The organism is Vibrio sp. 1F279 (genome assembly GCF_041439815.1).
GTDB classification, from domain to species: Bacteria; Pseudomonadota; Gammaproteobacteria; order Enterobacterales; family Vibrionaceae; genus Vibrio; species Vibrio tasmaniensis_A.
In genome coordinates, this window is record NZ_JBGOOU010000015.1 from 69056 (window position 1) to 82076 (window position 13021).

10 protein-coding genes and 1 pseudogene are annotated in these 13021 nt (G+C 43.6%); all 11 read right to left on the bottom strand.

Annotated features, from left to right (window positions below; all coding sequences use genetic code 11):
* Position 1: 1 nt before the first annotated feature.
* The 11 genes and pseudogenes from ACED60_RS12825 to napF all read right to left on the bottom strand — a co-directional run bounded on the left by ACED60_RS12825 (position 2) and on the right by napF (position 12967).
* A complete protein-coding gene (locus ACED60_RS12825) occupies positions 2 to 682 on the bottom strand; it encodes a response regulator transcription factor (RefSeq protein ID WP_102258336.1) in 681 nt (226 codons plus the stop codon).
* Positions 672 to 3827: an efflux RND transporter permease subunit gene (locus tag ACED60_RS12830; protein WP_371727720.1), complete on the bottom strand. Its 3156-nt coding sequence runs from the start codon at positions 3825 to 3827 to the stop codon at positions 672 to 674. The genes ACED60_RS12825 and ACED60_RS12830 overlap by 11 nt, the downstream gene beginning before the upstream one ends.
* Positions 3817 to 5043 (bottom strand): efflux RND transporter periplasmic adaptor subunit, encoded by a 1227-nt coding sequence (locus tag ACED60_RS12835; protein WP_371727714.1) that lies wholly within the window; start codon positions 5041 to 5043, stop codon positions 3817 to 3819. Before ACED60_RS12835 ends, ACED60_RS12830 begins: the two co-directional genes overlap by 11 nt.
* Before the next feature lies 1 nt (position 5044).
* Positions 5045 to 6253, bottom strand: coding sequence for a TolC family protein (locus ACED60_RS12840; RefSeq protein WP_371727721.1), 1209 nt, complete (start codon positions 6251 to 6253; stop codon positions 5045 to 5047).
* 412 nt (positions 6254 to 6665) lie between these two features.
* Positions 6666 to 7875 (bottom strand): annotated as a pseudogene (locus ACED60_RS12845) (HD-GYP domain-containing protein).
* A gap of 450 nt (positions 7876 to 8325) precedes the next feature.
* Complete coding sequence (locus ACED60_RS12850; protein ID WP_009845457.1) at positions 8326 to 8463, bottom strand: TIGR02808 family protein; 138 nt, start codon at positions 8461 to 8463, stop codon at positions 8326 to 8328.
* 11 nt (positions 8464 to 8474) lie between these two features.
* Complete coding sequence (locus ACED60_RS12855) at positions 8475 to 9056, bottom strand: NapC/NirT family cytochrome c (RefSeq protein ID WP_009845456.1); 582 nt, start codon at positions 9054 to 9056, stop codon at positions 8475 to 8477.
* A gap of 29 nt (positions 9057 to 9085) precedes the next feature.
* On the bottom strand, positions 9086 to 9547 hold the full coding sequence (locus tag ACED60_RS12860) for a nitrate reductase cytochrome c-type subunit (RefSeq protein WP_009845455.1): 462 nt from the start codon (positions 9545 to 9547) through the stop codon (positions 9086 to 9088).
* A 125-nt stretch (positions 9548 to 9672) separates the two neighbouring features.
* A complete protein-coding gene (gene napA, locus ACED60_RS12865; RefSeq protein ID WP_009845454.1) occupies positions 9673 to 12162 on the bottom strand; it encodes a periplasmic nitrate reductase subunit alpha in 2490 nt (829 codons plus the stop codon).
* Positions 12159 to 12464, bottom strand: a complete 306-nt coding sequence (locus tag ACED60_RS12870) for a chaperone NapD (RefSeq protein WP_009845453.1) — start codon at positions 12462 to 12464, stop codon at positions 12159 to 12161. Before ACED60_RS12870 ends, napA begins: the two co-directional genes overlap by 4 nt.
* Positions 12465 to 12487: 23 nt before the next feature.
* The gene (gene napF, locus ACED60_RS12875) at positions 12488 to 12967 is read right to left on the bottom strand and encodes a ferredoxin-type protein NapF (RefSeq protein WP_017101835.1); all 480 of its coding nucleotides are present in this window, start codon (positions 12965 to 12967) and stop codon (positions 12488 to 12490) included.
* Positions 12968 to 13021 lie beyond the last annotated feature (54 nt).

Below are 13021 nucleotides of genomic sequence, written 5' to 3' on the forward strand. Positions count from 1 at the left end.
GTTACCCTTTGATCCTCAGACCTTGGCCAACGACGGTTTCAATCAACTTAGATTCAAAAGGCTTATCGATTTTTTGTCTCAGTTGATAAACCTGCACTTTTATGTTGTTACTTTCTGGTGCGTCATTTGGCCATAAACACTCCTCTATTTCTCTACGAGTAACCACTTGTGGACTTCGGCGCATGAGGAGTTCTAAAAGCATTAGGTTGAGTCGATTTAAGTCCAAGACTTGCTCTGATCTTGATACTTGCTGGCTTTCTAGGTCATAGACTAAGTCACCTTGTACTAACCTTTTTTGTTGGCTACTTCTTCGCTTAGAGAGCGCCTTGATACGTAAGGCGAGCTCTTTCATTGCAAATGGCTTGATTAAGTAGTCATCGGTGCCTGCATTGAAGCCAGCTTCTTTGTCTTGCAGCGTATCTTTTGCCGTCAGCATCAAAATAGGCGTATCGTCACCGTCGTCTCGAAGTCTTTCACAGACAGTAAAACCATCTATTTTGGGTAACATTAGGTCAAGAAGAATAACGTCATAGTAGTTTTGTTTTGCGAGTGTAAAACCGCTTAACCCATTGTAAGCATGATCGCATTTGATGTTTTCAAATTCGAGAAACTCTGCAACTGAAGCGGCGAGCTCCTTGTCATCTTCAACTAATAACACGTTGATAGATAAGTTAGATTTCATTTTTCTTAACCCCAGTAAAAGAAGCGGATCGTTGGGTGGTTATGTTGTGAAACAGCTGCTTGATATCTTGCTGAACCATTAGCAATACGGGTACCAAAAGAAGTGTTATTACCGTTGCGAATAAGATTCCATACCCCATTGACGTAGCTGCTGGTATTAAAAACTGAGCTTGAGGAGAGGTTTCTGACAGTAAAGGCACTAAGCCAAAATACGTGGTTGCAGAAGTCAGCACAATAGCCCTTAAGCGTCCTGTTCCTGATTCAATTAACGCCTCGTATACGGTATCACCACTCATTATCTTGGTATTAAAGCGTGAGATAAGTAAGAGGCTATCATTCACGACGACCCCGGTTAATGCAAGCATTCCAAACAGAGAAAGTATACTGATGGGTATCCCTTGGATTAAGTGTCCCATCAAGGCGCCCACAATACCGAATGGAATTGTGCACATGATCAGCAGTGGCTGGAAATATGAGTTGAGTGGTATTGCAAGCAATGCGTAGATGCCGATAAGAGCGATAGCAAACACGCTATACAGTGAATTAGATATTTGTTCCTGCTCTTGTTGCTGTCCAGAAAGGACAATGTTTAGGTCACGATACTTATTCTGTAACCTTTTAAACAGGTCGCTATCTAGCTTATTAATGATCTCTTCTGGAGAAGCGATCGTTTTATCAACATCAGCTGTTATCACATTGACTCTGTTACGATTCATTCGTTCAATGTTTTTGGACACATATCGAGTCGATATATTGGCTACCGCATTGAGTGGTACTAACTTACCATTGCTCAAGCGAATTTGTGCGTATTTGAGATTATCCAGTGTTTGTCTTTTTGCCCGCGGATACTGAATTTTGACCTTTATTTCATGCGAACCTTCTTGAAATTGCTGCACTTCATAACCTTGATAGGCCATGTTGAGTTGTTGTAAGAGATTCGATGTAGTAAGCCCCATAGTTAACCCCATTTCGTTAACTTTAATATCAACTTGGGCTTGTGTATTCGCGAGGCTACTTTTTATGCCATGCACACCTTGTACATTATTGAGATGATCAGTCAGTTCACGAGTTGCGTTGCTGATCGTTGCTTCATTTTGACTTCTTAATTCTATGCTTATTGCTTTATCGCTGATCATATCGGCTAAGAAATTGGCGCTGTCTATGCCTTCAAGTGTTGGGACCATGGATTGCCATTCTTTAGCGATTGCACCCGCGCTGATTGGGCGTTGAGTGTTGCTCGAAAGGCCAACAATGATTTGCGAACTGTTATTGGTGGTTTCTACCAATACACTTTGGATTGGTGGTACAGACAGCGCATATTGCTTCACCAACGAATCATTCAATGATGCCGCCATTTGTTCAACTTTAAGTGTTTCACGTTGTACTAATCCGTAGCCAGTATCATCTTCGAATGCGAGCTCGATCGTGATGAAGTTAGTAGAAATCTCTGGGAAAAATACCGACTTAAGTTTGCCAGTTATTAGCGAACCGCCAACTAGAATACACAGGGAAAAAAAGCCAAAAATTACAGCATAACGGTAGCGTATAGCCAGTTGTAAACAGGGTTTGTAGAGATGCCAAGTGATGTATTTGAAACCACGTAGAACACGCTGTTGAATATAGTGCCATACGGCAGGAATACCCCATGCTGAAGTCGGTTCCATTTTGACTCGGGCAAGGTGAGCTGGGAGAATTAATTTGGACTCAATGAGTGAGAAAATCAGACAGAAAGTTGCAGCCATGGCAAATTGCGCAAAGATTTTACCGAGTTCCCCTTCGATTAAGCTGAGAGACATAAAAGCGACGATGGTCGTCAACACACCAAATGTGGTTGGTGTTGCAACTTTTTGCGCGCCAGCGATGGTCGACTCAACGGACGCTCCGTGTTTCTCTCTTTGTTCGTAAATACTTTCACCAATGACGACTGCATCATCAACAACAATTCCGAGGGCCATGATGAAGCCAAAGGTGGTTAATTCATTAAGGGTGAGTCCAAAGAAAGAATCTCCCATAAGGACCATTGCGCCGGCAAACGTAACAGGTAGGCCAACGGCAACCCAGAAAGCCACACGTATGTTTAAGAGCAGAGCCAGTAAAATAACAACGAGAGCGATACCTTGAGCACTGTTCTTAAGTAGCAAAGATAAACGGTTTTTAATCGGCTCACTTTGATCATTCCATTGGGTCAGGTGGATACCGTTCGGCAGAGTCAATTGGTAAGCATCAACGATGGATTTGGTCTCTTTGGCTAGCTGGTTGATGTTTGATTGACCATACATTTTCACCTTTAATCCCACTGATGGATGGCCGTTATAACGAGTAATGATGCCGTCGTCGTCAAATCCTAATTCAATATGTGCCACGTCGGACAAGAGTATGGTTTGCCCTGTTGCTGTGCGTTTAATTGGCAGCGAAGCGAACTCTTTCGCGCTTCGGTGTTGCTGGTCCGCTTTAAGAACTAACGTCCCTTGAGAACCTTTGAGCTGGCCGGCCGTTTGGGTTAATGATTCTGCTCTAATTTGGCTGACAATTTGCTCCATCGTGAGACTGAAAGCTTGCAATTTTGCCTCGTCAATTTCAATCGAGACCTGCTGAGATTTTCGGCCAATGTAATCAACCTTTTGTATCAAAGGAGAGTTTAGGAGCTTGTGTCGTAACTCGTCTAAATAACGATGTAATGCACCGATAGGCACGTCACCAAACAGGTTAATTGAAACTACCTCTTCAAGGTCGGCTTGACGCGTGATCACAGGTTTTTTTGCTTCGCTAGGTAAATCGCCAATAGCATCAACCACACTTTTTACATCTTGTTGCAGTTTGTCGAGTGAATAGCCACTCGACTTAGTGATGGTTACCGTTGCACCGTCACTATTTGAACTGCTGTGTATCTGTTTGATGCCTTCTACACCTAACAATGAATCTTCTATTTTTATCGCAATGCTTTCTTCAGCCGAGCGGGCTGAGCCACTTTGATATTCGACACTTACCGTAATATTGGTTGGAGGGAGTGAGGGGAAGCTTTCTACCCGTGATTGGATAACCGAAAAACCACCCGCGACTATGATCAAAACCATTAAAAGATTTGCAGCAACAGGATTGTGAACAAACCATGCGATAACACCATGAGTTTTTAGGTTATTGTCCATCATTCGCCTCTTTAAGTGATTTGTCCCCAGAGGCAGGAGTCGGGAGGCTCCGATTTGATGCGAGTTTGTCCGTGTCGTCTGGCTGAGGGCTATCCGAGAGTGCTAGTACTTGCATTCCCTCCACATAGCTGGACAACGGCTTTACAACCAAAGTGATGTGTTGATTTAGGTTGCCCTGTTTAAAACCAATCGCATCGATATCTTGAAACAGTGATTGAGTCTTGTGACGATGAAGTTGACCTTCTTTGACGTACCAAATATTGCCGTCTGCAGTAATGGAAGAGGATGAAACTACAAAACTATCTGAGTGGCTCTTACCTTGAATGACAACTCTAACAAAGCTCCCGATCAGCAAAGGATCTGGCTGTTGAAGAGGGGAGTCTATTTTTAATATGAGGTTACGCATACGTGTTGATTGTTCCACGAGCAGTGAAAGGTGACTCGCCCGTGCTGCCCATTGTTGCCCTGAATCTAAATCAGATGCTGACTGAATTGTCACCGACAGTGCACTCAAATCGGAGGGGAGCTGTTGCCAGTCGCGTTCTGTGAGCTGAAGATGTACTTCAGCAGTTTCTATGGATTTGATCTGTCCCAACGAGGTTCCGGATGCAACAACACTGCCTGTGGTGACGTTGCTTTGGCTGACAATGGCATCATAAGGAGCATGGATATTCGTGTTATTTAGTTGTTGCTTAGCATCTTCAACTGCTTGTTGTGCGGCGTTTAATCGTGCCTTTGCTGCTTTAAACTGAGGCTCTCGCAAAGCGAGGGGGCTCGGTGCCTCTTCTATACCTGAAGTTTTCCATTCTTTTTGAGCACGTTGATGTTTGCGTTGTTCTTGGAAAAATGAAAGTTGTGCGTTAGCTAGCTCTTTTTCTGCGTTAGCCAGTAGTACTTGGTAACTGGAATCGTCAATGTGAAATAGCAGATCACCTTTAGAGATTTGTTCACCTAGTTGAAATTTTTTTGCTTTTGAAAGAATCACTCCTGAAACCTGGCTCGTGAGCGTTAAAGTTTCTTCTGGAATTACCTGCCCGTAACCTTCAATGGTAGAGCGGTGTTGCCCGGCAGCAATGTCGACTGTGGTGACTTTGATATATTGTCGAGGCTGAGCTTCCAGCGCTAACGTTGTTTCTTCGGGGTTTGACTTCATGATGTACATCGCGGTGGCAATGATACTGAGCAAGCCCAAAGCCGTAACAAGTATCTGTTTCATTTTAAACCCCCATTCCTAATGCTAACCCTAAGGTAATTCTGTTTGAGAGCCGAGTACGCTGAGTATTAAGCAACTGGATTTTAGATTGGTAAATAGATTGTTGGGCGATAAGCAGTGCCAAAACGTCACTGGCTCCTTCCTGGTAAAGGTTTTGATAGTTTTTCATACTAGCCTTGGAGAATGTAAAAGCATCTCGATAATGCTGTTCTTGTTGTTTGAGGTAGAACTCTTTGTCTAGTGCATTTCCTACCTCATTGATGGCAACCAATAGTTTCTTTTGGTAATCAACAAAGCTCTCTTCTGCTTGAAGCTGAGCTATTTTGGCTTGGGTTTGTAGTGATGATTGGTAAAGAAGAGGTGCACTGATCCCCCCAACGAGATTCCACAGGGAAGGATTGTCGATAAGCTGGTTTGGTGTTGAGCCGCTACGATAAACAGAGGCAGACAGCGTGAATTTAGGCAGTAGATCTTTGTAAGCAACTGCCGCGCTTTTGTCGGCGGCGAGCACTTTCTGATAAGCGGCAAGGAGGTCAGGACGTGATCCAATCATTTCTCCGGGAAGACGTAATGGCGGAGCTTCAACTTTTGGGATCGTGAAAATCATTCGGTTAAGCTGGGTGTCTCTCTTACCTCGCAAGGTATTAAGTCCTCTGATTGCGATAAGTTGATCTTGTTCTTTAGCCGCTAAACTCGCTCTTACTCTGGATGTCGCAGCTCGAGCGGTGTCGAGGTCTGCTTGTTCTTTAAACCCATCGAGCACTTGTTCTAGTACAATATTTTCAGTGTTTGAAAGACTTTGTAGCCAGCGTTGCTCAACCCCTATCACTCTTGCTCTGTAAGCAACATCAAGCCACGTCTCTATTACGCGAGCCGCGAGAGAGTTTTGTGCGTAAGCATAGTCGAGTTGTGTTGCCTGTTGTTTCGCGTTAGCTGCGCTTGCTGTGTCGGCTAAGCGTCCCCAAACATCAAACTCCCAACTTAAATTCAAAGACAGTTTGTGACTGTTCTGAATCTGACTTGTTTTTTGTCTAGAGGCTTGAAAGTCTGTATTTAAAGAAGGTTGAAGGTATTGATCACTTTGAGCCGCTAATAGTTCAGCTTGCTTCAAGCGAAGTGCAGTTTTATGTAGGTCGTGGTTATTGGTGAGGGCTTCTTGAACCAGATCGGCTAGAGCTTGATTGTTGAACAGCGAGAGCAATTGTGTTGACATCGTAGTGTTTACGTATCGTTGAGAGCTTTCCCATTGCTCGGGAATCTGGGTTGTATTGTTCAAACTGGCTTGCGGCGTTGGTGATAGAGAAGCGCAACCCGTGAGATAGGTCAGACTACCCAGTAGTAATAACGCGGATAGGGGGCGGTGTGTGTTCATGCTGTCTTACTCTAAGGTATTTATCTATAGATATACCTAACAGCGAGTAAATTGGAGGTGAAATGAGTGTTTGGTTATTGATTAAAATTGGATATGGATATGGATATGGATATGGGCTAGTAAAGGGTTTATGAAAGAACTTCTGAAAACATAAAAGCCACTGAAATCAGTGGCTTTCTAGACTTGTCCGTTTTATCTAATCAGGCCATACATGGAAAGTGCTGACCTCATCCCCCTCGAATAGCAGGCTCTATTAAAAGAAAGGGGTGACATCAATTTCAGCCTTCGTAGGAGAAATTGCTTTTACAATCGTATGCCAGCTGTGTTTTAAATCCACATACTTGACGTCAATGAAACGTTTATTCTTTCGTGAATAGAAGCACTTAACGACAGGCTCAACAGGAGCATCATCATTCGATGACCATACAATTCCAAGATGGCCATTGCTCAGCTCAACGATGGCCCCAATAGGGAAAATACCAATGCAATTAATAAATTTGTACACCAATTGCCGGTCTAAGTGATTAGGTGTCATACCTAACATGATTTTAAACGCTTCCGCTGGGCTCATTCCACGTTTGTAGCAACGGTCAGCCGTTAATGCGTCATAGATATCGACGATACAAGCCATTCGGCCGTGCTGCGGGATTTGCTCGCCACTCAGTCCATTCGGGTAACCTGTACCATCTAACTTTTCATGGTGCATTAAACATACATCACGGCTAATTTGACTTAAGCCTTCTATTTTTTTAATGATAGGTTTAGCAAATACTTGGTGTTGCTTGATGTGAGCGAATTCCTCCTCGGTTAAACGAGAAGGCTTATGCAAAACGTTATCATCGATATGCACTTTACCGACATCATGAATAATCCCACCAATAGCCAATGGCTTTAATCGGTCTTTGCCAAAACCCAAATGCTTGCCAAAAGTGACCAAAAGTGACCAAAAGTGTGGCGACATTAACGGAATGTTCAAGCAAATAGGCATCTTTCTTACGTAATGCAGAAACACATTGCAAGGCATCTGAATTGATCAGTGCTGATTCAATCAGCTCATTCGCCCAACCATCCAGTTCATCCGCAACAAACGTATGCGAATCAAATGTTGCCGTAATAATTTTCTGAGCAAGACCACGCGCTTCTTGGATGATTCGCTCTGCATTTTTTTGTCTTACTTCTCGAGAGACCAATTTACTTGGAGAACTTTTACTGCTCTTTTGTTGTTCCTCACTCGTTTCATCATCAGGAACTGGATGAAATTTACAACCTTTAGCAGAGAGCTTCTTGTCAACCCAGACATACTTAATGCCTTTATTAACTAATGTATCAATTCCTTTTTTTGAAGACACGCGTCCAGCGTTAGATAAATAAACACGCTCACTTTTCTGAATTGATGTCACAAACATTCCCACAACCAATGTGTTTATGGAAATTTTTACTGAGTCTTTAAGGTCGAACTGCATTAAATTCAATTAAGTGTTGTCAAAAACAGTGTGATTCTAATCCAATTTCGCGACGAATCTAGTCAAATTGTTGATTTATTTACTCAAAACACCTGAAATTAATCGTGAAACACGTGAAATCAATAGCAAAACACATGAAATTAAAAACAAAAGGCCGAAATGTCACCGAGTTATGCTTCGATCTTAGCGATATTGTTTACACCGGTTAAGTGGCTGTGGTGTAGTAATAACCGTTCTTTTCTATCGAAGTGTCTATCTAAAGGGCTCTGTAGAAAGGTACTTTGTATTGTGGATGTGACTTAAGAGGTGAGGTAGGGAGCTTGCCACCTATTAATAAAAAGATAAAACGTTAGATATTAAAAAAGCCACTGAAATCAGTGGCTTTTTAGAGTCAACCCATATCAGAATGGATTAAAATTAGCTGATAAAAGTTGACGTACTCTTCGATTTCTAATCGATTTCTTTGTCTTTAGTCATAGATAAAAGCCAAAGAGATACGGCTGCAACACCTGCAAAGCCACCAAGAATGATAACTGGCATAGCGCTGTAACCTAGGATGTGCCAAATTACGTTCTCTAAAGTACTCATTCAATCGCTCCTTATTGCCAGCCTTCAACGCCGTGCATGTCTGGTAGTTTGTGTGCGATACCTTTGTGACAGTCTACACACGTTTTTTCACCAGAAGCTAGCGCTGTCGAGTGTTGTTTCGCACTACGAGGGCTCTGCTCTGAGAAGTCCATGTAATCGAACTGGTGACAGTTACGACACTCAAGTGAATCGTTCTTTTTCAATCGAGCCCATTCGCGTTCTGCTAAGTGAGCACGACGTGCTTTGAACTTTTCTTCAGTATTGATGGTTTTCGCAATAAAGTGTGCGTATAGCTCTTTAGAAGCCTGAACCTTACGAACAATTTTATCTGTCCACTCATGAGGTACGTGACAGTCTGAACAGATAGCACGAACACCAGAACGGTTAGAGTAGTGAATTGTTTCTTGGATTTCAGCAACGATAGGTGCGTGACAACCAGAACAGAACTCTTCCGTATTGGTTGCTTCCATACCCGTGTTGAATGCACCCCAGAACAAAAGACCACCCGAGAAACCCAAGAACAAAACAACGCCTACCGCTGCTTTACTTGGTGTCGCGAGTCTTTTCCAAAACGCTTTAAGTAATTTTATCATATATAGCCTCTCTTACAGTCCGGCTACGATTAACGCAGTGAATCTACAGGTTTGAACTCGTTCTCAACTAGCGGTTTAGCATTAGCTTGAGGTACGTGACACTGTAGACAGAAGTAACGACGAGGTGAAACATCAGCAAGTACCGCATCTTCGCGGTTCATGTAGTGAGTTACACTCACTTTAGTTGCACCCATTTCTTTTGCGTTTTTCCAGCTATGACAAGCAAGACACTTGTTAGCGTTAAGAGACACTTCATAGCTACGAATAGTATGAGGTACTAAGGGTGGTTGGTATACGTAGTCACTCTCAAGTACTTGGTCACGAGGAAACTTTTTGAAGTCATCTGCTGCGCGAGTTGCTTCAAGTTCACTTGCACCACGTAGAGATTCTACGCCACCAATGCCGCCTGGGTTATCCAGCTCAGCTTGAGCTTGAACTGCACCAGCTAGCAAAAGACCAGCTGATAGTAGGGCAGTAATCAGTTTTTTCATGGTTAATTTCTCCGCCTAAAGGCTAATTCTTTGAGTGGACTACTTCCTTCAAAAAGTGATGAAAAAAGTAGTCGCAATATTAAATACGTTAGATCTTGTATCTAGGTTCGAAAAGCGCTTGGCTCTTAAGAAACCTTGGTGATCTTAACTGGACACTTCTTGTAATCCGTCTGCTTAGACAGAGGATCCGTTGCATCCAAGATCAACTTGTTGATCAGAATTCTTGCATCAAAGAATGGTACGAATACCAAGCCTTGTGGTGGACGGTTACGACCACGAGTTTCAACACGAACGCGTACTTCACCACGTTTGTTTTCGATAAGAACTTCATCACCACGGCGAAGGCCACGAGCTTTAGCATCAGCAGGGTGGATGTAACAAAGTGCATCCGGTACTGCTTTGTAAAGTTCTGGTACACGACGAGTCATAGTACCTGTGTGCCAGTGCTCAAGAACACGACCTGTACATAGCCACATGTCGTATTCGTCGCTTGGTACTTCTGGTGGCGCTTCGTAAGGAGCATTGATGATAAGAGCTTTACCATCTGGCTTACCGTAGAAATCCCAACCAGAACCTTTCTTAGCGTATGGATCTGAACCTTCTTTAAAGCGCCACAGTGTTTCTTTACCGTCAACAACAGGCCAACGTAGGCCGCGGACTTTGTGGTAAGTGTCGTAAGGTGCTAAATCGTGACCGTGATCGCGACCAAAGGCTGCGTATTCTTCGAATAGACCTTTTTGAACGTAGAAACCTTGAGCTTGAGCATCGTCGTTAAGCTCTTGTGCTTCAGACAGTGGGAATGCATCAACGTTGCCGTTTTTGTACAGCACGTCGTACATCGTTTTACCACGATACTCAGGTGCTTTAGCTAGAAGCTCTTCGCCCCAAACTTCTTCAACAGTGAAGCGTTTAGAGAACTCCATGATTTGCCATAGGTCAGACTTTGCTTCACCTACGGTTTTAACTTGTTGGTACCATGCTTGTGTACGACGCTCAGCGTTACCGTAAGCACCTTCTTTTTCAATCCACATTGCTGTAGGAAGGATAAGGTCAGAAGCTTGCGCTGTTGCTGTTGGGTACGGGTCAGAACATACAATGAAGTTATCTGGGTTACGGTAACCTGGTAGACGTTCAGTGTTGATGTTTGGACCAGCTTGCATGTTGTTGTTACACATTACCCAGTACGCGTTGATCGTACCGTCTTTTAACGCACGGTCTTGAGCAACAGCGTGTTTACCCGGTTTAGGTGGGATAGTGCCTTCTGGAAGCTTCCAGATGTCTTCTGCAATCTTACGGTGTTTAGGGTTAGCAACAACCATATCTGCCGGTAGACGGTGAGAGAACGTACCTACTTCACGAGCTGTACCACACGCAGATGGTTGACCCGTTAGTGAGAATGGGCTGTTACCTGGGGTAGAAATCTTACCTGTAAGAAGGTGGATGTTGTACACAAGGCTGTTCATCCATACACCACGAGTATGTTGGTTCATACCCATAGTCCAAAGTGACATTACTTTGATGTTTGGATCTGCGTATTGCTTAGCCAGCTTGATAAGGTCATCTTGAGATACACCTGACATTTCAGATGCTTTTTCAACGGTGTATTCAGCAACAGAAGCTTTGTAGTCTTCGAAGCTGATATCAGTCATTTTACCTGAGTTAGGGTTCGCAGCGGCTTTCTGTAGTGGGTCATTGTCACGAAGGCCGTAACCGATGTCTGTTGTTGCTTGCTTGAAGTTCGTGTGTTTGTTCACGAATTCCCAGTTCACCGCATCGTTTTGAATGATGTAGTTAGCGATGAAGTTAGCAATCGCTAGATCTGATTGAGGTTCGAAGATGTAACCTGTGTCTGCAAGCTCGAAAGAACGGTGGTAGTAAGTAGACAGTACGTTTACTTTAACGTGTGGGTGGCTTAGACGACGGTCTGTAATACGAGTCCATAGTACTGGGTGCATTTCTGCCATGTTTGAACCCCATAGTACGAATGCATCTGCGTGTTCAAAGTCATCGTAACAACCCATTGGCTCATCGATACCGAAAGTACGCATGAATGCACCTACCGCAGATGCCATACAGTGACGAGCATTTGGATCGATGTTGTTTGAACGGAAGCCCGCTTTCATCAGCTTAACCGCTGCGTAGCCTTCCATTACTGTCCACTGGCCTGAACCGAACATACCAACGCCTGTTGGACCGTTCTTCTTCAGAGCGGCTTTCCATTTCTCAGCCATTACGTCGAAAGCTTTGTCCCAAGATACTGGTGCAAAATCACCATCTTTGTGGAACTCACCATCTTTCATACGAAGAAGAGGCTGTTCAAGACGGTCTTTACCGTACATGATTTTTGAAAGGAAGTAGCCTTTAATACAGTTAAGGCCTTTGTTTACAGGTGCTTCTGGGTCGCCTTGAGTCGCGACCACTTTACCGTTTTGAGTACCAACTAGTACCGAACAGCCCGTACCACAAAAACGACAAGGCGCTTTATCCCACGTGATTTTTGTTTGATCAGAGCTAGCAATCAGGTTGGTTGCTGTTGCTGGTAGAGTTACACCTGCAACGGCTGCCGCTGATGCAGCTGCGTTTGCTTTCACAAACGCGCGTCTTGTCATTTTCATACTTCACCCTCAAGTTGAGAATTGTTGCTTCCAGTTTCTAAATCCGTTTCGTCTAGTCCAGTCTCGATTTGGTGGTAAACCAAAGCTGTCCCTAAAACGTTCGTAATATTATTAATTTCTTCGATGGTGTCCGTAACAAAACCTTGGTTCTCGGTTTCTAGGACCACGATGATTTTGCCTTCAGGGCTACTGCCGTAGATTTCCGCATTATCGTATTGCTCGATTTGTGCTTTGATCTCGTCTAGATGCTCTGGGCTCACATGCACGACTAAACTTGATATATGCACTTCATTTAGTGCCATAAATTGCTCTCGTTATTTTTGTTTTATGCATTACTCACAAGAATAGCCGAAGTAGGGCAAACTGCTACGCAGGCTCCACAACCGCTACACTCATCTAACTCGATTTTTGGTAGAGCAACACTGCCTGCTCTAAGTTGAAATTGAATCGCCATAGGTTCACACATGTCACCACAGCTTCGGCATTCAACATTTTGTTGGGCCAAGCATTTATCAGAGATAGTTGCTTTTGCCAGCCAAGGCGTTTCTTCCTTGGGTTTAAAAATTGGCTCTGGACAAACGTCTGCACATTGATAACAGAATGTACATTCGTCTTTTGAGAAGTCGACAGTAGGAAAACCACCGTCGCCGACAATGATGATGTGTGTCTCGCAACTTTCGATGCATTTACCACAACGTGTACAATCATCTGCGAAGCTTTCTAGACTTTTAATCCAAGGCAATCGAATTTGGCTTGAATCTACTTTGCGCCTAGAGAATAGGCGGCGTCTCGATAGGTCTACCACTAAATGCCTACTAATGTTGCTAAGATGTTGTAATTGTAGATCATTGTTTCGTTA